This is a genomic window from Paenibacillus sp. J22FR21 (genome assembly GCF_056269135.1).
This window is the reverse complement of sequence record NZ_JBWDNJ010000004.1, coordinates 208,626-232,884: the sequence shown is the minus strand read 5'-3', so window position 1 is coordinate 232,884 and position 24,259 is coordinate 208,626. Positions and strand designations below refer to the sequence as shown.

General features: G+C 51.4%; 21 protein-coding genes. 14 read left to right on the top strand and 7 right to left on the bottom strand.

The window, feature by feature from the left end; translation table 11 throughout:
* Positions 1-314: 314 nt before the first annotated feature.
* From AC0YNS_RS16460 to AC0YNS_RS16440, 5 genes are read left to right on the top strand one after another with little or no spacing between them, the layout of a single operon-like run.
* Positions 315-1,454 (top strand): sulfate ABC transporter substrate-binding protein, encoded by a 1,140-nt coding sequence (locus tag AC0YNS_RS16460; RefSeq protein WP_475782459.1) that lies wholly within the window; start codon positions 315-317, stop codon positions 1,452-1,454.
* Positions 1,455-1,481: 27 nt separating this feature from the next.
* Positions 1,482-2,330 (top strand): sulfate ABC transporter permease subunit CysT, encoded by an 849-nt coding sequence (cysT, locus tag AC0YNS_RS16455; RefSeq protein ID WP_475782070.1) that lies wholly within the window; start codon positions 1,482-1,484, stop codon positions 2,328-2,330.
* A 13-nt stretch (positions 2,331-2,343) separates the two neighbouring features.
* Positions 2,344-3,225 carry a sulfate ABC transporter permease subunit CysW gene (gene cysW / locus AC0YNS_RS16450; protein WP_475782069.1) on the top strand — a complete coding sequence of 294 codons (882 nt, stop codon included), beginning with the start codon at positions 2,344-2,346 and terminating at the stop codon, positions 3,223-3,225.
* A 3-nt stretch (positions 3,226-3,228) separates the two neighbouring features.
* Positions 3,229-4,293, top strand: coding sequence for an ABC transporter ATP-binding protein (locus tag AC0YNS_RS16445; RefSeq protein ID WP_475782068.1), 1,065 nt, complete (start codon positions 3,229-3,231; stop codon positions 4,291-4,293).
* A 21-nt stretch (positions 4,294-4,314) separates the two neighbouring features.
* A complete protein-coding gene (locus AC0YNS_RS16440) occupies positions 4,315-4,545 on the top strand; it encodes a YezD family protein (protein WP_090982013.1) in 231 nt (76 codons plus the stop codon).
* A gap of 74 nt (positions 4,546-4,619) precedes the next feature.
* Here the strand turns inward: AC0YNS_RS16440 and AC0YNS_RS16435 are convergent, their stop codons facing one another.
* The 4 genes from AC0YNS_RS16435 to AC0YNS_RS16420 form a co-directional block, all read right to left on the bottom strand.
* Entirely contained in the window at positions 4,620-6,899 is a 2,280-nt protein-coding gene (locus AC0YNS_RS16435; RefSeq protein ID WP_475782067.1) for an MMPL family transporter, read from the bottom strand.
* Between the two features lie 79 nt (positions 6,900-6,978).
* Complete coding sequence (locus tag AC0YNS_RS16430) at positions 6,979-7,620, bottom strand: TetR/AcrR family transcriptional regulator (RefSeq protein WP_475782066.1); 642 nt, start codon at positions 7,618-7,620, stop codon at positions 6,979-6,981.
* Positions 7,621-7,709: 89 nt separating this feature from the next.
* Entirely contained in the window at positions 7,710-8,846 is a 1,137-nt protein-coding gene (rsgA, locus tag AC0YNS_RS16425; RefSeq protein ID WP_475782458.1) for a ribosome small subunit-dependent GTPase A, read from the bottom strand.
* A 397-nt stretch (positions 8,847-9,243) separates the two neighbouring features.
* A complete protein-coding gene (locus tag AC0YNS_RS16420; RefSeq protein WP_475782065.1) occupies positions 9,244-9,390 on the bottom strand; it encodes a YqzM family protein in 147 nt (48 codons plus the stop codon).
* 200 nt (positions 9,391-9,590) lie between these two features.
* Between AC0YNS_RS16420 and uvrC the strand changes: the two genes are divergently transcribed.
* The 4 genes from uvrC (at position 9,591) to AC0YNS_RS16400 (ending at position 14,359) form a co-directional block, all read left to right on the top strand.
* Complete coding sequence (gene uvrC / locus AC0YNS_RS16415; protein ID WP_475782064.1) at positions 9,591-11,552, top strand: excinuclease ABC subunit UvrC; 1,962 nt, start codon at positions 9,591-9,593, stop codon at positions 11,550-11,552.
* Between the two features lie 83 nt (positions 11,553-11,635).
* Positions 11,636-12,442 carry a GDSL-type esterase/lipase family protein gene (locus AC0YNS_RS16410; protein WP_475782063.1) on the top strand — a complete coding sequence of 269 codons (807 nt, stop codon included), beginning with the start codon at positions 11,636-11,638 and terminating at the stop codon, positions 12,440-12,442.
* Positions 12,439-13,389 (top strand): ABC transporter ATP-binding protein, encoded by a 951-nt coding sequence (locus AC0YNS_RS16405; protein ID WP_475782062.1) that lies wholly within the window; start codon positions 12,439-12,441, stop codon positions 13,387-13,389. Before AC0YNS_RS16410 ends, AC0YNS_RS16405 begins: the two co-directional genes overlap by 4 nt.
* Positions 13,382-14,359 carry an ABC transporter permease gene (locus tag AC0YNS_RS16400; RefSeq protein WP_475782061.1) on the top strand — a complete coding sequence of 326 codons (978 nt, stop codon included), beginning with the start codon at positions 13,382-13,384 and terminating at the stop codon, positions 14,357-14,359. Before AC0YNS_RS16405 ends, AC0YNS_RS16400 begins: the two co-directional genes overlap by 8 nt.
* Before the next feature lie 54 nt (positions 14,360-14,413).
* On the opposite strand, the gene AC0YNS_RS16395 is transcribed toward AC0YNS_RS16400, so the two are convergent.
* A complete protein-coding gene (locus tag AC0YNS_RS16395) occupies positions 14,414-16,027 on the bottom strand; it encodes a CPBP family intramembrane glutamic endopeptidase (RefSeq protein WP_475782060.1) in 1,614 nt (537 codons plus the stop codon).
* A 270-nt stretch (positions 16,028-16,297) separates the two neighbouring features.
* Here AC0YNS_RS16395 and AC0YNS_RS16390 point away from each other — a divergent pair, with 270 nt between their 5' ends.
* The gene (locus AC0YNS_RS16390) at positions 16,298-16,960 is read left to right on the top strand and encodes a potassium channel family protein (RefSeq protein ID WP_090981997.1); all 663 of its coding nucleotides are present in this window, start codon (positions 16,298-16,300) and stop codon (positions 16,958-16,960) included.
* Between the two features lie 726 nt (positions 16,961-17,686).
* Here the strand turns inward: AC0YNS_RS16390 and AC0YNS_RS16385 are convergent.
* Positions 17,687-18,580 (bottom strand): LysR family transcriptional regulator, encoded by an 894-nt coding sequence (locus tag AC0YNS_RS16385; RefSeq protein ID WP_475782059.1) that lies wholly within the window; start codon positions 18,578-18,580, stop codon positions 17,687-17,689.
* A gap of 229 nt (positions 18,581-18,809) precedes the next feature.
* On the opposite strand from AC0YNS_RS16385, the gene AC0YNS_RS16380 reads away from it, so the two are divergent.
* The 3 genes from AC0YNS_RS16380 to sdhB are packed head-to-tail and all read left to right on the top strand — an operon-like array spanning position 18,810 to position 22,031.
* Positions 18,810-19,481 carry a succinate dehydrogenase cytochrome b558 subunit gene (locus tag AC0YNS_RS16380; protein WP_475782058.1) on the top strand — a complete coding sequence of 224 codons (672 nt, stop codon included), beginning with the start codon at positions 18,810-18,812 and terminating at the stop codon, positions 19,479-19,481.
* Between the two features lie 25 nt (positions 19,482-19,506).
* On the top strand, positions 19,507-21,252 hold the full coding sequence (gene sdhA / locus AC0YNS_RS16375) for a succinate dehydrogenase flavoprotein subunit (protein ID WP_475782057.1): 1,746 nt from the start codon (positions 19,507-19,509) through the stop codon (positions 21,250-21,252).
* A 14-nt stretch (positions 21,253-21,266) separates the two neighbouring features.
* Positions 21,267-22,031 carry a succinate dehydrogenase iron-sulfur subunit gene (sdhB, locus tag AC0YNS_RS16370; protein ID WP_090981989.1) on the top strand — a complete coding sequence of 255 codons (765 nt, stop codon included), beginning with the start codon at positions 21,267-21,269 and terminating at the stop codon, positions 22,029-22,031.
* Positions 22,032-22,874: 843 nt separating this feature from the next.
* On the opposite strand, the gene AC0YNS_RS16365 is transcribed toward sdhB, so the two are convergent.
* Positions 22,875-23,183 carry a winged helix-turn-helix transcriptional regulator gene (locus tag AC0YNS_RS16365; RefSeq protein ID WP_090981986.1) on the bottom strand — a complete coding sequence of 103 codons (309 nt, stop codon included), beginning with the start codon at positions 23,181-23,183 and terminating at the stop codon, positions 22,875-22,877.
* Positions 23,184-23,410: 227 nt separating this feature from the next.
* On the opposite strand from AC0YNS_RS16365, the gene AC0YNS_RS16360 reads away from it, so the two are divergent.
* Positions 23,411-24,250: a DUF695 domain-containing protein gene (locus AC0YNS_RS16360; RefSeq protein WP_475782056.1), complete on the top strand. Its 840-nt coding sequence runs from the start codon at positions 23,411-23,413 to the stop codon at positions 24,248-24,250.
* The last annotated feature ends 9 nt before the right edge of the window (positions 24,251-24,259 follow it).

The following is a 24,259-nucleotide window of genomic DNA, read 5'->3' as shown; positions in this document are numbered from 1 at the left end:
ATGAAGAGAAACTTCAGGCTGCTGTTACTTGCCGGGGCCTCCGGTGGACCGGTGGGCTCGATGGATTCATCATAAGCTGACAATTCCTACCTGTCAACTATGAATTTAAAAGAAAACTAAAAATAAGCAAAACTAATCTATTTCATAAATATGTTAAAAAAAAGGATTGACAGGACAGCTTATCCATTGCTATCATCATCCCATAACCAACTAAACAGGTAGGATTAATTCTATTTCAACTACCGGTCAACGCGGAGTGGAAAAGCGTTATTTATCTGAAATAAGATGATGAGAGGTGCTTTTACATGACAAACATGAAAAAGAAGAATTCCAAGTTAACGCTCCACACGCTGTTGATCTTTATCGTATTTTCCCTCGCGCTGACAGGCTGCGGCTGGGACTCCAATTCCCCATCGAACACGAATCAAACCAATACGAATACAGGTGCAGCCAATAATACCAATGCAGACGGTACAGAACCAGCAACCGATAACGCGGCAAACACAGAATCTACTGAGCCGATCGAGCTGCTGAATGTTTCTTACGACCCGACGCGTGAATTATATGAAGCTTACAATAAACTGTTCGCCGATTATTGGGAGAAAGAGCATGGCCAGAAAGTAACGATCAAACAATCACATGCCGGCTCCGGCGCTCAATCGCGGGCTGTCATTGATGGACTCAAAGCCGATGTCGTCACACTTGCACTCGGTTACGATATCGATGCAATTGCAGAGAAAGGCCTGATCGATCCCGATTGGCAGCAGCAATTTGAGAATAACAGTGCGCCATATACATCGACGATCGTGTTCCTGGTTCGCAAAGGCAATCCGAAACAGATCAAGGATTGGAACGACCTGGTGAAACCGGGTGTAGAAGTCATCACGCCAAATCCGAAGACAAGCGGCGGCGCACGCTGGAACTATCTCGCGGCATGGGGCTATGCGCTTAAACAGAACAATGACGAAGAGTCGAAAGCACAAGAATTCGTCTCTAAGCTTTTCAAAAACGTACCTGTACTCGATTCCGGGGCACGCGGATCGACAACAACCTTCGTAGAGAAGGGCATCGGCGACGTGCTGCTCGCTTGGGAGAATGAAGCACTTCTTTCCGTGAAGGAGCTTGGCCCGGATAAATTCGATATTGTCTATCCTTCCATCAGTATTCTTGCAGAACCGCCGGTTGCCATTGTCGATAAGAACGTCGATAAGAAAGGTTCGCGCACAGTTGCGGAAGCTTATCTGGATTACCTTTACACCGAAGAAGCACAGAAGCTAGTCGCACAGAATTTCTACCGCCCGCAGCTGGCATCGGTAGCGGAGCAGTACGCGGAGCAATTCCCGGAAATGACTTTGCTGAATATCAACGATGATTTCGGCGGCTGGGCTGTTGCACAGAAGAAGCATTTTGCAGACGGCGGCGTATTTGATCAAATCTACGCACCCGGCTCATAAGCGAATCGACAGGAGCTGACTCTTCTAATGAAAAGTTCCACTTCAAGCAAAGCGAAGCCGCGCAGCATATTGCCGGGTTTCGGACTTTCCCTTGGATTCACCATTTTCTACTTGAGCGTACTGGTCATTATCCCGTTAGCCGGTATCTTCATTAAAACATCCGGTTTAACGCCGGCTCAGTTCTGGCATACGGTGTCTAATGCACGGGTAATCGCATCCTACAAAATCAGTTTCTTAACATCCTTCTATGCTGCACTAATCAATCTCGTATTCGGACTCGTCGTTGCCTGGGTGCTGGTACGCTACAAATTTCCGGGGAAAAAGCTGGTCGACAGCCTGATTGATTTGCCCTTTGCACTGCCAACCGCTGTTGCCGGCATTGCATTGACCGCAATCTACGCACCAAACGGCTGGATTGGTTCTTTGCTTGAACCGCTCGGTATCAAAGTGGCCTTCACGCCGCTTGGCATCACGTTAGCGCTTATCTTTATCGGATTGCCTTTCGTCGTAAGGACCGTTCAGCCTGTTCTTCAGGATCTGGATAACGAGGTGGAGGAAGCAGCCGTTATGCTCGGCGCATTCCGCTGGCGGACGTTCCGCCGGGTCATTCTGCCGGAGCTGATCCCGCCGCTGCTCACCGGATTTGCGCTTGCTTTTGCAAGAGGAATTGGTGAATACGGTTCGGTCGTCTTCATCTCCGGCAACATGCCGATGAAAACCGAAATCGCGCCGCTCCTGATCATGACGAAGCTTGAGCAGTACGATTACAAGGGAGCGACCGCCATCGCGCTTGTCATGCTGGTTGCATCCTTCCTGCTTCTTCTATTAATCAATTACTTGCAATGGCGGAGCAATCGCCGCGTTATTGCGGAATAGGAGCGTGTAAACTATGGCTGGTGCAGTTACGGTTCATTTAACCGAGAAGTCCGCGCAGCGTCCGAAACATATTAACGAGTCTGCCGGCATTCGAATAGTACTCATCTCCGTCGCGCTGCTGTTCCTGGTGCTTGTGGTGCTGCTGCCGCTGCTGTCGGTCTTTATTGAAGCATTCAAACGCGGAACAGAGGTGTATGTAGCCGCGCTGAAAGATCCCGATGCTTGGTCGGCACTGAGGCTGACTTTATTGACGGCAGTCATTGCGGTACCGCTTAACACGGTATTCGGCGTTGCCGCTGCTTGGGCCATCAGTAAGTTCCGGTTTCGGGGCAAAAACATACTTATTACGCTGATTGATTTACCTTTTGCCGTATCACCGGTCATCTCGGGTCTGGTCTTCGTGTTATTGTTCGGCGCACAAGGCTTCCTAGGACCGTGGTTGTCGGATCATAATATCCAAATTATCTTCGCATTGCCCGGTATCGTGCTTGCGACAACATTCGTTACGTTCCCGTTCGTTGCACGCGAACTGATCCCGCTGATGCAGGCGCAGGGCGTACAAGAAGAGGAAGCCGCCGCAAGCCTTGGCGCGAAGGGCTGGCAAATCTTCTGGCGCGTTACTCTCCCTAACATCAAATGGGGATTGCTCTACGGCATCATCCTCTGTAATGCGAGAGCGATGGGGGAGTTCGGTGCGGTATCGGTCGTATCCGGCCATATCCGCGGCGAGACCAATACGCTTCCGCTGCACATTGAAATTCTGTATAACGAGTATCAATTCTCTGCTTCGTTTGCGGTGGCTTCCTTGCTGGTGATGCTGGCATTGCTGACGCTGGTCGTGAAGAGCTTCATCGAATGGAAAACCGCGCAGAAAACGCCGAAAGAGGAGGGCTAAAGGATGCATATCGAGGTTCGCAACATCAATAAATCCTTTCAAGGCCACCAAGCCGTCAATGATGTCAGCTTCTCGATTGAACGCGGCAAGCTGATTGGTCTGCTTGGACCGAGCGGCGGCGGCAAATCAACGCTGCTGCGCATATTAGCGGGACTCGAGACACCGGATTCCGGCGATATCTTCATTAACGGGAAGCGGGTTAACGATGTTCAGCCGCAGCTTAGAGGAATCGGCTTTGTATTTCAAAATTACGCCTTGTTTAAACATATGACCGTGTTCGATAATATCGCGTTTGGACTGACGATTCGTAAGGCCAGTAAAGCTGAGATCAAGGAACGAGTCGGGGAGCTGCTCGACTTGACGGGGCTTCGGGGCTTCGAGCATCGCTATCCGCATCAGCTCTCGGGCGGACAAAGGCAGCGGGTGGCATTCGCAAGAGCGCTTGCTCCTAAGCCGGATCTGCTGCTGCTCGATGAGCCGTTCGCGGCCATCGACGCAAAAGTGCGCAAAGAGCTTCGCACTTGGCTGAAGCAGCTGATCAGCACGCTCGGCATCACCTCCATCTTCGTCACGCATGACCAAGACGAGGCGGTCGAGGTGGCGGACGAAATGCTGATCGTCCAGCAAGGAAAGCTGGAGCAGCAAGGGTCGCCCGTTCATATTTATACAGATCCGCAAACCGCATTCGTGGCGGGGTTTATCGGTCATTCCAGTGTGGTGGAGCAGCCTAGCGACCTTCGCGGCTTCGGCGGTTCCTCCTTGGCAGAGGGTGCTAAAGCGCTCATCCGTCCGGAGTTTGTCGAGGTAGGGCGCGAGCGGGAGATTCCGTTCCCATCCGCTGCCGAGAAAGGTAAGGTTCGTCATATTTTCTTCCGTGGCGCTCATTTGGAGCTTGATGTGGAAGTGGGCAACAATCGGTTGTCGGCACACCGTTCTCTGGATCAAGAGCCGTTGCAGCCGGGTGATGAAGTTTCCGTCCTTATTCACCGTTTATACGTTATTACTGACAAGTCGGCGACGATTGTGGAGAATCCACTGAAGATCGATCCGCTGCCAGTTCATATTTAATTCGTCCGGGAGGGATTTATAATGGCAAAGCCAATCGTACTGGATCAAGAATGGTTAGAGCGCATAGCAACACAGGTAAATGGGCTTGAATATGGTTCGGTGCTCATTACGGTTCATGACGGCAGAGTCGTCCAGATCGACCGTACAGAGCGCAAGCGGTTCGATGCGGCGACTGCCAAAACCGGGCAAACGGGGCAACAACGACAAGAACCAACAAACAGCACCGATAAATTAAAGGCTGTTAACGGATAGGATCGAGATTGAAGAAGCGCCGGACCACTCGTTGTGACGAGTGACCCGGCGCTTTTTGCTTTTCTGAGGGAGGGCTAATCGTTTCGCCAAGATTCGTTGCCTGTGCGTGTTGATCGTTCCGATTTCAAAGCTGCGGAAGCGGGCCAGAAGGCAGCTCGACCGCAAAGTACGGTTATCGCAGGAACTAGGAAAGGCCTTACGATAAAGGTATCCAGCAGCACACCGATTGCCGTTATTGTGCCGAACTGCACAAGCACTTGAATTGGCAAGGTAGCCAACACTGCGAATGTGCCTGCTAGAATCAGTCCTGCCGAGGTGATGACGGAGCCGGTCTGGGACACGCCTTCTTTCACCGCTTGGCGCAAGGGCATGTGACGTGCTTTCTTCCAAATGCTCGAAATCATGAAGATGTTATAATCTTCGCCTAGCGCAACGATAAAGACAAAGGAATACAGCGGAATGAGCCCCTGAATCGCTTCTGTGCCGAACAAGTAATGAAGCACGACCCAGCCGAGCCCAAGTGCGCTGTAGTAGGATAACAGTACGGTTGCTATCAAGTAGAGCATCGCTACCAAGGAACGCAAGTAAGCGAGCAATAGAATCGCGATGAGAATCAAGATGACCGGAATGATGAGTTTCGCGTCATCGCCGGTAGTTTGCTTGGTGTCGTACTGCTCTGCGGTTTGGCCGCCGATCCATACCTGCTTCGCGGTATCGGCTGTGCTGACGCCCGTCGTCGCAGTCAGTGCTTCTTCTGCTGCATGCCGCAGCTGCGGGATATGAGCAATCGCTTCGATCGAATACGGATTCACTGCCAGCTCGACCTCAAAGCGGAGCAGATCCGAATTCGTCGCGCCACGTACCGGATCGGTTACTTTCTTCACGAAAGGAAGAGCAGCCAAGGCGGATTGGACCGCTTCGCCTTGTTCTGCGGATTGCGTCTCTGTGATCACTTGCACAGGTGCGAGCTCACCTGCATTGAAATGACCTGCAATGAGGGTAAAGCCTTCTCGTGAAGGAGAATCCGCCGGGAACGACGATAGCGTGTCGAATGTGTATTTGATTTGGGAGGCGAAAATAACACAGATGACCAGGATGATCGTCGTTATAACCGCTATCCGCTTCGGCTTACGGACAACGAATTCTCCCAGTCGATCGCCAAGGGTCTGGCGTGCTTGTAGGGCAGGCGCGGCTTTACCTTTCTTCTTCGCTCGCGCGGCAGCCATCTCTTGCGTTCTCGGAATGAACGGGTAGAAGGATGCTCGGCCCAGTAGGCTGAGGAACGCAGGCACGAGCGTCAAGCTTGCGATCATCATGATCAGAATGGCTAAACTGAACGGAACCGCGAAGCGCTGAATGCTGCCGAACTCTGCCAGCAGCAGCACGAGCAGGGAGAAGACAACGGTTAGTCCGCTCATGGCAATCGCGCCGGAAGAGCCGCTGAACGCTTGTTTTAATGCTGTGAAAGGTTGGCGTTCTTCCTTCAATTCGCTGCGGAATCTGGCAATTAGGAAGAGGCAGTAATCGGTTCCGGCACCGAACAGCAGGACGGTCATGATGGATAAGCTCTGGGAGTCATAAGCAATCCAGCCCTGATCCGCCATCCAGCCTAACAGCGGTGTAATAGCACCGTATGCGAATCCGACCGCGATCAGCGGAATGAGAGCAAGTACCGGCGAACGGTAGATGAGCAGTAAGAAGAGCAGAACCAGAAATACGGTAGCAAGAAGCAAGGAAACGTCAGCGCTCTTGAACAAACCTGTTGCGTCAACTGAGATGCCCACAGGTCCTGATGCACGAACGGCAAGGCCGCTGCCGGACTCGTCTGCAAGCTTGGTTTGAAACGGATTTGCGGAATCCTTGAAGATAAGCGCTGTTTCAATCTCTATCTGGGTCAGGCCTTCTTTGAGTCCGTCGCTGCCTGCGGATTTATCAAACAGCACAGGCTGAACTAACGTAGTGCCGTCCTCAGAAACTTGCTGTTTCAGCGCCGGAAGCGGCAGCTTATCAAGCGGGACGACACTTTCTTGATGAGGGACAGGATGTGCTGCGAGCTGCTTCGCCAGCTGCTGAATGCCGGCCAAGTCCGCATCGGTGAGTCCATTCCCGCGGTACCAGGTTAAGAGTGCGGGGATACCGGTTTCGGATGGGAACTGCTCGGCGATCAGCTTCTCGGCTTGAACGGATGGTTTGCTTGCATTGAAGTTCGCCAGCGTATCGTCCTTCTGCTCTGAGGAACTAGGCAGGGTCATGTTGAGCAGAGCGACAATAACGATCCAGGCGGCAAGCGTTAGCCAGCGGCCGCGTTTGCCTCCGACTGCTTGCGTGAATGCTTCGAGCCATCTGACTATCATGTGGATGTACTCATCTCCTTTTGATTTTCACTTATCAAGCGATAAGTGATGATTAGAAAAAAAGGGCTATTCAGGCCGCCTACTCCGAAGGAGGTGAGGTGGCCGATAGTCCGAATAACAATACGTTGATGAGCATTTGGGCTTGATCATCCCAATTTTTCTTTGTGTCTGCTGCGCCTGCCGGAGAGAGGGTAGAGGCTGCGGCCAATGTCTGGTTGATGAGCCCCATCAATAGCCGCGCTGATTTCTCGGCATCCATTCCGAACTGTGCCGAGTCGCGCAGCTGTCCATTCTGCTGACCTGCTTCGAATATGGTAAGCAGCGGCGAAAGATAGGCGCTGCGCCATAGCTCATAGATAATTCGCTGAGACTCCGGAGCAAGCTCATGCCGAATGTCGTGAAACATCCGGCTGAGATCCTCGGGGTGATTAGCAAGCATATAGGCAGTGACATGGTAGAGGCGATGCCTTACATCTGTTTCTCTTCGAATGATGCCGCCCAGCGCACTTCGCGTACCTTCGCACACCGATCGCATGACATCTACGTACAGCGCTTGCTTATCCTTGAAGTGATGATATAACGCAGGCTGAGTTAAGCCGCAGGCATCGGCGATTTGTCGCGTGGATACGGCGCGGTAGCCGAGCTCCATAAACAGTTCCTTCGCCGTTCTAATAATCATGGCGCGTGTCTCTTGCGATTGATTCGATTTGGTGGCTGCCATTGAAGAGGAAAGTTCCTTTCCCGCTAAATCTGCTTATCGCTTGATAAGCCGCTTGCTAAGATCATACTACTCCGCGAATCGCCAGTCAATTAATCGATGTCCAGCTTGTGCTTGACGAAGCTTGTGCGTGCTTCGATCCGTTTATCAGCGCTTTTCTTCTGCCGCTTGCTGACGGATTGCTCTTTGCGCGCTTGATGCGCCAGCTCTCGCCCGGTTTTCTTGTAGCTCTCATAGCGGCGCTCATCGAGCGCCCCGCTGCGCAGCGCTTCCTTCACGGCGCAGCCTTGCTCCGCTTGATGGCGGCAATCGCGGAACCGGCAGGTCTCTGCAATCGCTTCGATATCGGAGAACGCTTCCTGCCAGCCGTCATCGGCTTCCCACAGCTGCAGCTCGCGCATCCCCGGCGTATCCATCATGATGACGCCGCCCGGAAGCGGGAAGAGCTCGCGATGCGTAGTGGTATGGCGGCCGCGCGCATCATCCTCGCGGATGCCTTGCACGCGCTGCAGGTCGCCGCCCGCCAACCAGTTCAGCAGCGTTGATTTGCCGACGCCGGATGAGCCGGTTACGGCAATGGTGCGGCCTTGGAGCATATAAGGCGAGAGCGATTCGCGGCCTTCGTTCTCCAGAGCGCTGACCGCATGGACAGGAACCCCCGGTGCCGCGGCCTCAACTTCGGCGACTCTGCTCTCCGTATCGGTGCAGAGATCGGCTTTCGTCAGCAGAACGACAGGTGTTGCGCCGCTTTCCCAGGCTGCGATGAGGTAACGTTCGATCTTGCGAACGTTGTAATCCCCGTTGAGCGCATTGACGATGAAGAGCGTGTCGATGTTGGTGCCAATGACCTGTTCTTCCGGCACGCTGCCTGCTGCACGGCGGATCATCGCCGAGCGCCTTGGCAGGATACTGTGAATAATGGCACGCTGCTCACCGGGCAATAATTGTACGGCGACCCAGTCGCCGACGGCAGGGAATTCGCTGCGTGATGCAGCTTGGAATTGAAATTTGCCGCTGACTTCAGCGGCGTATTCACCGGCGTCGGTCATAATGCGATATCGATTCGTAAATTGAGCAACGACTCGTGCAGGCTCAAGGCTTACGCCGCTGCTGCTTTTGCCGCCGTTACTGTTGCCGGAAACATGGGTAAAAGCGTTCTCCCAGTATTCATTCCAGCCGTAGTCTTTCAGCCCGTAATTGTTCGAGCTCTCTTGCATGGGATGGTTCATGTTCAAAGTTGGTGTACCCCTTTATTAGTTGGATTGGTGGATGGATAACAAAAAAGACCGCAGGAAATAAACTCCTGCGGTCTTCGCTCTGATACGTTCTACGTACCGAAACGGACACAAAAAAACCGCAAGAAACCGGATTACGGTCTCTTGCGGCGGCTTGGGCGATCATAAATAAGCTAGGGCTGTATCCTTAGCTTACTTATTCATTCCCGAACTTGATCCGTCTGAGACCGATGCAACTGCAACTACTTCTTGTACGTTCATGACATTAGCTACCATTTGACATCAGCCTCCTTAGTTATCGTTAGTTGTCATTCTATGCGCTTCGAAGCGCCTTGTCAACTCATTCCATTAAAATGGCCTTGCTCCCGGATTCCGAGGCAAGGCCACATTATTACGAAATGATGAATTTGATAATCACCGCAGCGGCGAAAATAACGAACATCAGTCCAAAGAATCCGCCAAAGCCAAGTGCAACGTCGAATAGATCGTCGCGTGGTTCCTCGTTCAAATGCTCACGTGGGTCTCTTACATTTTCCATCGTTTTAACTTCCTCCTTAGACAACAACGATTGCTCCCCCTAGTATACCCAACTTCCAGAATAATTGTAAAGTCGGAGGTCGTGACAATTGTGAGGCAAATTTGTGCCGAAAGCCACTTCCAAGCGAGCCGAGTTCTACCGCAAAATAAGGCTCATTGTGGTACAATAAAGGATAGCCATGTGCCGGGAGGAGGACGACAATGGAGGATCAACCGAGAACGGAATCGGCCGCAGACAAGCGCCTTGCCGAGGAACGAATCCGCAGTAAGCTGGCTTTGCTGCCGGATCAGTCGGGCTGTTATTTGATGAAAGATGCCGAGGGCACCATTATTTATGTCGGCAAAGCTAAGGTACTGAAGAACCGGGTACGTTCGTATTTTAACGGCAGTCATAACGGAAAGACATTGCGGCTCGTTTCCTTGATCCGCGATTTCGAATACATTGTAACTTCGAGCAATATGGAAGCGTTGATACTGGAATGCAACCTGATTAAACAATATCATCCCCGTTATAACGTCCTGCTCAAAGATGACAAGACGTTCCCGTATATCAAAATAACGAATGAAACGCATCCGAAGCTTGAGGTAACGCGCCGGATCGTCAAAGATAAAGGCAAATATTTCGGACCGTATCCGAATGCATTCGCGGCTACTCAAACGAAGAAGCTGCTGGACCGGTTATATCCGCTGCGCAAATGCGGCACGCTGCCGGACAAGGTATGTTTGTACTACCATATCGGGCAATGTGTAGCGCCTTGCGAGTTCGATATTGCGCCGGGTACGTACGAGAACATGGTGCAGGAGATCACTCGATTCTTAAATGGCGGTCATGATGAAGTGAAGAAGACGCTTCAGGCTAAGATGGAATCGGCTGCAGAACTGATGGAATTCGAGCGTGCGAAGGAATATCGGGACCAGCTCATTGCCATTGATGCTGTCATGGAGAAGCAGAAAATTACGCTCAACGATGCGATGGATCGCGATGTCTTCGGTTATGCGATTGAGAAAGGCTGGATGTGCGTACAAATTATGTACATGCGGCAAGGGAAGCTGATCGAGCGAAGAGCGACGACGTTCCCGTATTACGGCGCGGCATACGATGATTTCATGACGTTCGTGACTCAGTATTATTCGGAAAATCCGGCGCTGCCTAAGGAAATTTTCTTGCCTTCCCCGCCGCAGGAAGCAGAGCTGGAAACGGCTGCGAGCGTGCAGGAGTCAGGCGTAGAATACATGGTAGAGGCCGTTCCTGCCGAGCATCATGCCGAAGGCGATGAGCAAGGTGAGCCGGAAGCAGGTTCAATGGAGGCCGAACTGCGAAATTCCTTGCAGAAATGGCTGAAGGTGAAGGTGTTCATGCCGCTGCGCGGACGCAAACGCGATGTTGTTACGATGGCAGTGAATAATGCAAAGGTGACGCTGGATGAGAAATTTAAGCTGATCGAGCGGGATGAGGAGCGCACCTTCAAAGCATCGGAAGGGCTGGCGGAGGCATTAGGCCTGTCGCAGGTTCGGCGTATAGAGGCATTCGATAATTCAAACATTCAAGGGACGGATCCCGTCTCGGCGATGGTGGTCTTTATGGATGGCAAGCCGGATAAGAAGGAATACCGCAAATACAAGGTCAAGACGGTCGTCGGACCTGATGATTATGGGACGATGCGTGAAGTCATTCGCCGCCGCTATGAGCGTGTGCTGAAGGAAGAGCTTCCGCTGCCGGATCTGATCATTGTCGACGGCGGTCGCGGTCAAATCTCCGCAGCACTCGATATTCTGGAGAATGAGCTTGGCTTGATGGTACCGGTGTGCGGACTTGTGAAGGACACCAAACATAAAACAGCGCAGCTCATGACGGGGGATCCGCCTGAAGTGGTGCCGCTGCCGCGCGACAGCCAGGAATTCTACTTGCTGCAGCGGATTCAAGACGAGGTTCACCGTTTTGCGATTACGTTCCACCGCGAACAGCGGGGCAAATCGATGGTGGCTTCCAAGCTGGACTCGATTCCGGGCATCGGAGAGAAACGGCGTAAGGCGCTGCTGAAGCATTTTGGCTCCATTAAGAAAATAAGAGAAGCAGCCATTGAAGATTTCCGGCCGCTGTCGATTGGCGAGAAGCTTGCCACTCAAATTATTGAAGCGCTGAAGGAAGAACAGCAGGAATAAGACCTTTCGGAAGAGAACGCCAGCTCTAAGATGAGCTGGCGTTTTTGTGAAACAGTTACCTTTATGGGCGGAGGGAATACAGGATGAAAGGGAAATGGATTCAAGGTCTCATGGTCGTTTCCGCTGTATCCGGAATGATCTGGCTGGGCGGGCTGGCATGGACGATGCAGGATTATTATACCGGGGGGTCCGGCAAGGGGGCTGCCCCGGTAACGTCTCTTGAAGTGAAGCCACTGCCGAATTTCAATGACGGGAAGTTCCGCGTCGTGGCACTGGGCGACTCCCTTACTCGCGGAGCCGGCGACCCGGAAGGCAAAGGGTACGTCGGGTACATGGTGGACGAGCTGAAGGCGAAGGCGGTTGGCCAAGAAATTCTCGTGAAGAACTACGGTGTTAATGGGATGCATACCCCTGAATTGACAGCATCGCTCGACAAGCCTGACGTTCGAGGAGAACTTAAGGCAGCGGATGTCATCGTAATCAGTACCGGCGGCAACGATCTGTTCCTGGGCGGCGAGACGCTTGTTAACTTGGATCCGTCCAACATCGCTGCGATTCAAGAAGCCTATGCGGAGCAATTGAATAACGTACTGAAGGATATACGATCCGTTAATCCTGCCGCGAAACTGTTCCTGATCGGGTTATACAATCCGTTTATCGCCTTGAAGGAAACGCAGACTACGACCAAGATCGTACGGGATTGGAATTACCAAACCGCAGAAACCGCGGCCAAATATACGGACACCGTGCTCGTGCCGACGTTGGATCTCTTTCAGTTGAAGGTTCAGGATTATCTGGCCAGAGATCAGTTTCATCCGAATGCGGAGGGCTACAAGCTCATCGGTGAACGGGTCGCGTCGCTCATCACTTGGGAGGGGGAGCGCAAATGATCAGCAAGGCAATGGGGATGACTGCTGCAAGCGAAAGCGAAGAGATTACTTTAGCTGTACAGGGACTCCGGAAAGTAATCGGTAAGCGGGAAATTATCCAAGGGCTCGACTTCGAGCTGAAACGAGGCGAGGTGTTCGGATTTCTTGGGCCCAACGGAGCGGGCAAGACGACGACCATCCGCATGCTCGTCGGTTTAATCAAGCCGACAGCCGGAACGATAAGGATTTGCGGTTATGATCTGCACTGCCAGTTCCCGGAGGCGACGAGGAACATGGGCTGCATCGTGGAGAATCCTGAGTTGTACAGTTTCTTGAGCGGCTGGGGAAATTTACAATACTTCGCCCGAATGATGCCTGGCATCGATGAGGCGCGGATCAACGAGGTTGTAGAGCTTGTCGGGCTGACAGCACGGATACACGATAAAGTGAAAACATATTCGCTGGGCATGAGGCAGCGACTGGGGATTGCTCAAGCGCTGCTCGGGAAGCCGAAGCTGCTCATTCTCGATGAGCCGACGAACGGGCTGGATCCATCGGGGATTCGGGAAATGAGAGAGTTTATCCGCTATTTGGCTGAACGTGAAGGACTCTCCGTGCTGGTATCGAGCCATCTGCTGAGCGAAATCCAACTGATGTGCGATCGTGTTGCCATCCTATCGAAGGGCCGCGTCATCCGTGTCGATACGGTAGACAACCTATTAGCTCAGCAAGAGAGAGTCAGCTGGCGGCTTAAGCCGATGAGTAAGGGAGAGGCATTGCTCCGGGAGTTGGCTGGCTCAGCCGAGGTACAGGGAGAGATGGTGCTGACGCCATATAACGAGGACGAGATCGGACGGTGGAACATGGCGCTAGTCGAGTCCGGTGTGACCGTAACCGAGATGAGCCGCAAACTGCCTTCGCTTGAGGACCTGTTCCTTGAGCTGACGGGAGGGGAAAGCATTGGTTAACCTCGTTTATAACGAAATGATCAAGATCACAGGCAAACGCAGGTTGTTCGTTGTCGCGCTAATCATCGCGATTCTGATCTCATTGTTCACTTATGCCCAGTATCAGCAGGCGGCGGAGAACCAGAAGCGCTTCGGCGACGTCGATTGGCGCACCGCACTTGAACAGCGAATCTCCGGTTGGGAAGCCCGGCTTGCTAATGGCGGAGGACGCGGCGACGAAGGTGAGCTGGAGCTGCGCATCGCCCAGCAGCAGTACTACCTGGATCAGAATGTCAACCCGTCAGAGCCGGGCGCGCCAACCTTTGTTCGCGGCTTCGTCGAGAATGGCATTTCGCTTCTGCTGCCGCTCATGATGATGATTGTCGCCGCTGACTTAGTTTCCTCCGAACACAGCTCAGGCACGATTAAAGTGTTACTGACCCGCTCTGTAAAGCGTTGGCGAATACTGCTTAGCAAATATTTAGCTCTCCTGTTATCGGTCTCTATTATCATTACGTTGTTCGGATTGTTGTCGGCGATTATTTCGGGTATCGTGTTTGGCTTTCAAGGCGGGGCTGCGCCGGTTCTGACCGGCTTCTCGGTGACAGGCGGTGAGCTTGATACTTCCGCTGTGCGAATCATACCCCAATGGCAGTTCATTCTCATGGAGATGGGACTCGCCTGGTTTGTGTCTGTTGTGGTGGCGACCATCACCTTCATGTTATCCGTTCTGGTTCGCACAACCGCTGCGGTCATGGGGATCATGCTGGCTTGTCTTATTGCGGGCACCATCTTGCGGTCGATGGTCGGTTCTTGGGAAACGGCGAAGTACTTGTTCATGGTCAACTTGGAGTTGATCGACTACTTACAGGATGCCGAACCGCCGATTGCGGGGATGTCGCTTGGTTTCTCGCTCCTGGTGCTGCTTCTCTGGGGAGTCGGTGCTTTGATCGTATCGTTCGTTTCCTTCACGCGGCGAGACGTTTATTAGCAGTCACAGTAAAGGCTCTCCCGGATCATGTGCCGGGAGAGCCTTTTATAGTGATTATATTGTATGAGGTTTCGGACGTTTTCTGTTGTCCGCGAATCGCATGAGCCATGCAATTGGAATCGGAAGCACGATGTAGACGATACCGACCAGGATATTGCTGGCCGAGCCCATAAACATCAAGGAGATCGCCATCATAACACTATCGAAGATCGCATGTGCGAACAACACTGTAATAAACCCGTATCGCAGGAACAAGAAGCTGAAGATCAGTCCGATAATCGTTAGCTCCAGCAGCCGCGTTGTAGAGGGGAATATCGGATAGGTAACATGACCCAGCGCCCAGATGACAGTTGGAATGAGGGAAGCGACGAACGAGTTCTTGAACCAACGCTTCATCAGACCGATACCGAACAATCGGAACACCGCTTCTTCCGAGATCGCGGCACACCAAGCGAGTACCGGGAAGATTAATGGTGCTGCCAGGTTATAAGGTGATTGGGTGACATCGGTCGTGGACCACGAGCCGTTTACTTGCATCAGGACGATAAAGATAACGGTTTGTAAGCCAAGCAGCATAAACGCGCATAGATAGCCAAGCCACATACTCCGCCATACATGCTCTCCATAGCCCGCTTGCCCGAATCGAGGCCATAAATTTCGGCCCATTCCCTTCCATAAACCATCTCCGCCAACGAGGGAGAAGTAGACGGCGAGCGCCATAATAACGGTGATCAAACAAGTGACGATCACCGCAACATACGCGACGGTGTCCGCATGCAAGATTTCGCCGTAGCCTGCCACAATTCCGTCTGTCATGTTGAAATCATTAGCCAAATACATAGCCAAGAAAATCACGGTTAATACGATTCCACGCAAGAACGACGTGTGTTTCCGATAAAGTGACGCATAAATGATGGCGAGAATAAACAACACGAAGGACAGGAACAAGCTGCCGATCGTCGACAAATAATTCGCGATCTGTTTCTGATTGTTCACATAGCTGACGTAATCGGAAGGGACTTGGAATTTCGGCTTATAGGAGGCAATAAGGAAGCTGCCATTCGCAAGCTTCTCACCACGAATGCTTAGCAGGAGCGGTGCTTCTCCAATAGAGGAATCTGCTGCTTTGTACCAAATTTGGCCTTTGGCATCATCCGTCTTATGCAGGGACAGCGCTGATTTAGCAAAGCCCTTGGAGGCTGCAAAAGCTAACGCGGCATCTGTGAGCTCTTTGCCTTGCGCAGGTACGGTATCCGATTCATTCAACCGATTCCACGCGACTACCGTCCCTTTTTGCATATGCACATAGACGAAAATCTCACTCTTATCCGGCATTTCCGCCGTTACTTGAAACGTGTCCGTAGGGTAATCCGTATCATAGTTCTTATTGTAGGTTTTCGTCAGCTTATTCTTCTCCAGGTAACCGTAGAGGAGGCTGTCGGATTGATGAACGGCATGCACATGTGCCGGGGGAGCGTGGAACTGCTTCTGTATGAAGGAAGAGGCAGCCGCTTCTGCTTTGCTCTTGGAAATGACCGACTCGCTGCCCGAATCGAAGAAAGTCTCAGCTGTGGAAGGAACGATTTGGATGAGTAAATAAATGATGATACCTATGCCGGCAAGCCAGGAAAATAATTTCCAATGGGGCTGGAGCTGCGTCGTATTCATTTGAACACCTCTGTCTCGAATAGTAGAACGATTGCGTGATATTCATTACCTTAACATAAATGAAACAATATTATCCATGGAACCGGGACCGTCCTACTTGGAAATGAAGGCAGGAACGGTTTATAATGTGAAACATTGGCTGGCAATGGCATCAGAAACATGGATGTCTTTGTCCTAACGGTTACGTTCATCAATTATATGAGTTTCATTTTGTATATAGTCGAGTCGAAGCAGAAGAAATCATGTTTTGGATAGGGGATTAATACCATTATGAAAATCAATCAATTTGTCATTATAGGACTTGGCCGGTTTGGCTCGAGCTTGGCTCGCGAGCTGATTGAACTTGGCTACGACGTTCTTGGAATCGATAAAGATCCGGAAGTTGTACAGGATCTGAGCCAGGTTCTCACGCATACGGTAACGGCGGAATCGACTGATGAGGAAGTACTTCGTTCATTAGGCGTACGTAACTTTGACTGCGGAGTCGTGGCTATCGGAGATGACATTCAAGCGAGCATTCTGACTGCTATTCTGCTGAAGGATCTGGGCGTGAAGAAAGTCGTTGCCAAAGCGATGACCGAGCTTCATGGGCGTGTGCTTGAGAAAATCGGCGTGGACCGCGTCGTTTATCCGGAGCGGGATATGGGCATTCGTGTTGCGCATCAGCTGGTTTCGCCGAATTTACTCGACTATATCGAGCTGTCGAAGGATTACACGATTGCCGAGCTGGCAGTGCCGAAATGCTTGAGCGGCGTCTCGCTGCAGGATTTGAATGCGCGTGCGCGGTTTGGCTGCAGCATCGTTGCGATCAATAAGCCGAAGGGCATCATCATCGCGCCGACCGGAAACGATGTGCTCACGGAGAAGGATGTTATGGTGATCATCGGCACAAATCAGCAGATCGAGGAATTTGAAGATACCGTTATTCATTAGGAGAATGCAAGCGGTATGGTATTGGATACGAAAAATGGCAAACAATAAAGGACAGGGCCGGATTCGGCTTCTGTCCTTTGTTGTTTTTCGGGAAGAGGAGAGCTTCCTGCGTTGAGCTGTGACAGCCTTCCGCCTGCTGTTAAACCCGTGATCATTATTGAACTTATTATGCTGAGGTTTGATCACGGATTTAAAGGCAGGACGTAAACTCTCCAGGCTGTCACGCTCCCCTCCGGTCGCCTCTTCCCAGAAGCAACAATAAAGGACGGCACCCGAATCGGTGCTCCCGTCCTTTATTGTTGCGGGAGGGAGCGACTCCCACCACGCCGCATACCCGGCGTGGTTCGGATGAGGTGGATTGAACCGCTGGCTCTGCGCGGTTCAATGCTGTTAGCCGCAATCTCATGTGCGGCGTGATCATGCACCTAAGATGAATGAGCCGCAGAGCTGCGGGGGCAGCGATTGCGGCTCTATCCGGCCACCAGCGGAGCAGAATTTGCGGAGCTGGTCGCTCTTGGAAGTGCAGCGGGAAGGGGGGATGAAGATGGAGGGGCGTGGGGAAAGGGAACTGGCTGTAGAGCGTTAGCGATCGCCTTTGAAAACGGGAATACACCGCGAGGTGCAAGTTCAATATTCCCGGGTTCAACAGCGACGGAAGCAGTTCCCTTGGACCTAAGCCCCGCCACTTCTTCATCCCTTTCTCCCGCATGCAGCACTCCCAACTCGCTACCCCCGCTTATAATGCGTAGCGATCTCGTCGATCCAGAGCCGTACCACCGGGCTTAAGCTCTCTGATTGCGCATGAATGAGCGAAGTCGTCCGCTTGGACTCGACTAATTCGCGGATCGGGATAACCAGGAGATCGTTATCGCGAAGCATCTCCGGCCGCAAATATGATTTGGGCAGCAGCGTGGCGGCGCGGCACGTATGCAACAGCCGGAGAATTGCTTCGAAGGAGTCGATTTCCATACGTACATCGGGGAGCAGGCGGTATTTTTCGAACAGTTCATCGGTCATAATTCGGTACCATGTGCCTTTGGAGAACAATATCATCGGCAGCGCGTTTAAATCGTTAATAACAGGCAAGCCTTTATCCATGACGAAATGATTGCGCGGCAGCACGAGCACTAGGTGATCGTCGAAGAGTGGCACGCATTTGAGCTGAGGATCATCGATGCGCGAAGCGACAATGCCTAGGTCGGCTTTGCGCTCGCGGACGAGTGTGACGATCTCATGTGTTTTGCCGGTGATGGCCTTGATATCGAGCTCGGGACTGCGGAGGGTCAGTGCTTGAATAAGATCAGGCAATGTCGTTTGCAGTGTCGTAAGACTCGCGCCAATGGTTAGAGTAGAACGGCCTGCGCTCTTATAATCGGCGACAAGGCTGAGATAGCGTAAGTGCTGCTGCCTGGCCTCGATGGCATACTCGTACGTAAGCTGTCCGATTCGAGTCAGCTCAAGCCGCTTGCCGACTCGGTGGAAGAGCAATGCGCCAAGATCCTGCTCCAGCTTGGCAATTTTGCGAGAGAGCGCGGGCTGGGATAGATTCAATGCGGCAGATGCCTTATTCATGCTGGATTGCTCCACGACAACGGCAAAAACATGTAATTCGTCTAACACAAGCAATCACCTCGCAGCTCAAAGTCTATATGCAAAAAAGGTATAACAATTAATGAATAATAAGCAATTCCATTATAAGCATAAAAGGAGTATCATGTGTACTGTGCCACCATAATGTATAAATCTATTATTTATTGACGCCCTCTGGGGCTAGCGTTACAATGGAGAATGGTTTTGGCGAATTATGGCGAATGCTACCCCACAGTTTGGAAAGGAGAACGTACAAGTTATGAAAGGAAATTCGTATTTATCGCGTAAGATCCACTCCTTACTCGGAGTAATTCCACTCGGTTTGTTCATCATCGAGCACATGATTACAAACTATTCGGCCTATGAGGGTGGAGCACAGGGGTTTTCGGATAGCATCAAGTTCTTGAATGATCTTCCGCTCGTTTTCTTCCTGGAATTGTTCGGCATTTGGCTGCCGCTTTTGTTCCACGGCGTGTATGGATTATATGTTGCTTATCAGTCGAACCTGAATACCGGTCAGTTCAAGTATGGCCGTAACTGGGCTTTTGCTGTTCAGCGTATAACCGGTGTAATCACGTTTATTTTTATCTTCTGGCATCTTTACCAAACCCGTTTGCAAGTTATGCTCGGTGAAGTGAAGCATGAGGAACTCGGCGGACTGATGCATGACATCACAAGCAATGGTTTCTATTTCGTGCTCTATGTGATCGGTGTTCTTGCTGCAACGTTCCACTTCAGCAACGGCATGTGGGCATTTCTCGTTAGCTGGGGAATTACAGTCGGACCGCGTGCACAACGCATCTCCTCGTTCCTTTGGATGGGTGTATTCGTCATTGTAGCGGTGATGTTCCTATTGTCGCTTGGCGCATTCCGCGGCGATGAATTTAAAGAGGCGGCCTCTGCTGCTCTGCAATTGACGAATCTCGTTTAAGTTTGAGACAAGGAGCGATAATGTAATGGCTAAAAACAAAATTATTGTCGTTGGCGGCGGTCTGGCCGGCCTAATGGCTACTATAAAAGCTGCAGAAGCAGGCGTTCATGTCGATCTGTTCTCCGTTGTGCCCGTTAAACGTTCGCACTCCGTATGTGCGCAAGGCGGAATTAACGGCGCGGTTAACACGAAGGGTGAAGGCGACTCCACCTGGGAGCATTTTGATGACACCGTTTATGGCGGGGACTTCCTAGCGAACCAACCACCTGTAAAAGCAATGTGCGATGCAGCACCAGGCATCATTCACTTGATGGACCGGATGGGCGTTATGTTCAACCGTACTCCGGAAGGTTTGCTTGATTTCCGTCGTTTCGGCGGTACGCAATATCACCGTACTGCTTTTGCAGGCGCTACTACAGGCCAACAATTGCTGTATGCATTGGATGAGCAGGTTCGCCGCTGGGAAACAGCCGGCCTTGTAACGAAGTACGAGCACTGGGAGTTCCTCGGTTCCATTCTGGACGACGAAGGTGCTTGCCGTGGTGTATCCGCTCAGGATCTTCGTTCGATGGAAGTACATACCTTCGCTGCGGATGCCGTTATTTTGGCGACAGGCGGCCCTGGTATTATTTTCGGGAAAACAACGAACTCCGTTATCAACACAGGTACTGCCGCAAGTGCGGTATACCAACAAGGCGTTCATTATGCGAACGGCGAATTCATTCAAATTCACCCGACGGCCATTCCGGGCGACGACAAGCTTCGTCTGATGTCGGAATCGGCGCGCGGTGAAGGAGGACGGATCTGGACGTACAAAGACGGCAAGCCTTGGTACTTCCTAGAGGAGAAATACCCGGCTTACGGAAACCTGGTTCCGCGTGATATCGCGACTCGCGAAATCTTCGACGTATGCGTTGAGCAGAAGCTCGGCATTAACGGCGAGAACATGGTTTACCTTGACCTGTCCCATAAAGATCCGAAGGTGCTTGATGTGAAGCTCGGCGGTATCATTGAGATTTATGAGAAGTTCATGGGGGATGACCCTCGTAAAATACCGATGAAAATCTTCCCTGCAGTTCATTATTCCATGGGCGGCATGTGGGTTGACTACAATCAAATGACGAACATTCCCGGCTTGTTCGCTTGCGGCGAATGTGAATATCAATATCATGGTGCGAACCGTCTCGGTGCGAACTCGCTGCTCTCCGCAATCTATGGCGGCATGATTACCGGACCTAAAGCAGTCGAGTACATCAAGGGCCTTAAGAAATCGGCAGAGGATATCTCCTCCTCCGTTTATGATCGTGCGAAGAAAGAGCAAACCGACAAGTATGAAAGCATCTTGAACATGAACGGCACAGAGAACGCGTATGTCCTGCACAAAGAACTCGGCGAGTGGATGACAAACAACATGACCGTTGTACGTTTCAACAAGAAGCTCGAAGAGACAATCGCGAAGATTAAAGAGCTGAAGCAGCGTTATCAGAATATCAATATCAACGATTCTGCACGGTGGAATAACGCAAGCGTAGCGTTCACTCGTCAGCTGTGGAACATGATGGAGCTTTCCGAAGCGATGACGCTTGGCGCACTTATGCGTAACGAAAGCCGCGGCGCGCATTACAAACCGGAATTCCCGGATCGTAACGATGAAGATTTCTTGAAAACGACGAAAGCGACGTGGACGCCGGAAGGCCCGCAAATTTCGTACGATGAAGTCGATGTCTCTCTCATTAAACCGCGTAAACGCGACTACTCCAAGGAAAAATAGAAAGGAGAATAACGATGGCGGAAACGGCAGTGAAAACAAAAACAGTAAAGCTGGTCATTACGCGTCAAGACGCTCCGAACTCTGGCTCGTATACGGAAGAGTTTGAAATTCCATATCGCCCGAATATGAACGTAATCGGTGCCTTGATGGAAATCCAGCGTAATCCTAAGAAACAAGACGGTCAAGGAACGGCTCCGGTATGTTGGGAATCCAACTGCCTGGAGGAAGTATGCGGCGCATGCTCCATGGTCATCAACGGCAAGCCTCGTCAAGCTTGCAGCGCGCTGATCGATAAACTGGAACAGCCGATTCGACTGCAGCCGATGAGCACGTTCCCTGTTGTGCGTGACTTGGTTATCAACCGTGAGCGGATGTTCAATGCGCTCAAACGGGTAAAAGCATGGATTCCGATCGACGGAACGTACGATCTTGGTCCAGGACCGCGTATGGCGGAAACGAAACGTCAATGGGCTTATGAATTGTCCAAATGCATGACCTGTGGGGTCTGCTTGGAATCCTGTCCGAACGTCAACGACCGCAACAGCTTCATCGGACCTGCGGCAATCTCGCAAGTTCGTTTGTTCAACGCTCACCCTACGGGCGAGATGAACCAAGAAGAGCGTCTGGAAACGCTGATGGAAGACGGCGGTATCGAAGGCTGCGGTAACTCGCAGAACTGCGTACGCTCGTGTCCGAAAGGCATTCCGCTGACGACTTCGATTGCGGCGATTAACAAGGATACGACCAAGCATTTGTTTAAAAAGTGGTTGGGGATGTAGGGTAAAGATAGGGCTCCCGTGGTGGGGCCACTTCGCACAGCTATTCCGATTTGCGCTCCCGTGGTACTCCGTACCAAAGTCGCTCAAATTCGGAATAGCTGTTGCTGCGTTTCCGCACCAAAGTCGCTCCGTTTAACCCTGCTGGTAGCAGGGGGAAGAAGCTAGACGTGATTGCTCCTCTGCTTAGCGAGGGACACTGCATGCAGGCAGTACGCTTTAGCGCCCCCGTGGTGCTTCGCACCACGGGAGCTCCAAATCGTACCGCCTGCGGCGCTCGTTCCCGCCGCCGCTCCAGAGTCGCGTGAAACCGAAGACTGCCGCTCCAGAGTCGCACGGAAAAGGCGTATCCAATTACCTATTGGATACGCCTTTAGTATGTTGAGAAGCCTAACGTTTTTTTCAAAACGTTGGTTTATCCTTTGTTTGTAAAACCTACAAATACAGATTGGCGAAGAATTCTCCGTTTATGCTCTCCATTCCAGGTTAATCCACTTCACCTCGAAAATCTAACGAACCGTAGAGGCGTTATTTGACTGGATTTGGGTCTTATGAAAAGCTAACGAACCGTAAAGGTCTTATTATGGAGAAATTGGCTCCAAACCAGATGCGAACCGCCAAATAGGACCTCCACGGTTCGTTAGAACCATCCACACTCCTCGAAACAAAAGCGGGCTGGACGTTGTGATGCTCTGGTCAGCAGCAAGCAGCAAGCAGCCCCTTTGGACCGAATTACCTATTGAATTCACCTGTTTGTAGCAATTTACGACAAGATTTTGGTGGAAGGTGCAACATTATAGCACGTTTTCCCGTAAGTAAAAAAGCTGCCGTCATTCACGGCAGCTTCTAACACCAATTCTCGCCCCAATCTTGAATCGATTGGATAACGGGTTCTAATCCCCGTCCTTTAGCAGTTAATTCATATTCAATTCGAACCGGCATTTCCGGATAGACGTTACGTTTAATGATTTCGAATTGTTCGAGCTCCTTCATCCGGTCGGTCAGCATCTTATCGCTCATCTCCGGGATTTGCTCTTTCATTTCTTTAAACCGCTTCGGCCCGCCGAGCAGAACGCGAACGATCATGCCAGTCCATTTTTTGCCGAGTAGCTCTGTTGCGCACTCATACTTTGGGCACATTTTGGAATAATCCACGTTATCACCCCACTTTTCAATGATTCTATTGTAGCACATGACGTTTTCAAAAGGGAGGGCTATTCGCCAAGAGAAGACAAATGCTTTTCATTCATTATATACTATATTTAAGTTAGTTGGATACACATGGGTAATTTTCCCAAAATCCTTATTAACTTTGCAAGCATAACCGAAATAATTCTAAGACGCTATAGAATTGTTATCATACCACGATATTGAGGTGCCGGATGTCGGACAACTGGGGATTTTATGAACGCCGGACGGAATCGGAGCAGCTGCGAGTGTTGATTAATGTCGGATATCGTACCTCCGCTCCGCTGACACCGTATACGGATTTGCTCTCGATTACGATTAACTTATATCCGGTTCGTGCGCATAATCGTTCGAATCGGGATTTTGTCAAACAATTGGAGCAGTTGGAATCCAAGCTTGAACATTGGCTGAAAAGTACTGTAGGTGCCATCTATATTGGGCGCATCAACGCAGCAACTCGGCTTGAGTTTTATTATTATACGAAAGGGCAGAGCCCTGATCTTCCCGAAATTCATGCTTGGCTGGATCAGAATTGGACTTTCCGAGCACAGGTCTATCGCAAACCAGATCCACAGTGGGAATTTTATAGGTTTATGCTGCCGGATGCACTTGAGGAGCTGTTTGTGCATAATGCACAGATGATCTATGCGCTGATTCACAAAGGGGATAATATCGGCGAGCCCAGGAATGTCTATCACTGGCTGCTGTTTCGGGAGGACGACGACAGACGCGAAATTGAGTCGATGCTCAAGGGATTAGGATATGTCATCGAGAAGGAGAAGGAGGGGAACCCCGAGCAGGGCTATCCGTATCCGCTGGTGATTAGCCGTTTCGAGGACGTTCGGCTTGATACGGTAAATGAGCGCGTACGCGAGCTTCATTCACTGCTGGCAGGCAGTGGAGGGCGTTACGATGGATGGGGCTCGGTGATGAAACTTTCCGCAGCGGGGCGGTTCCGCCGATACATCCGCCGGAACCTGAGTAACGTCGAAACAACGCTGCGCAAAGTATTCTTGAGACGAAACTCCGAATGAAGTTATTCG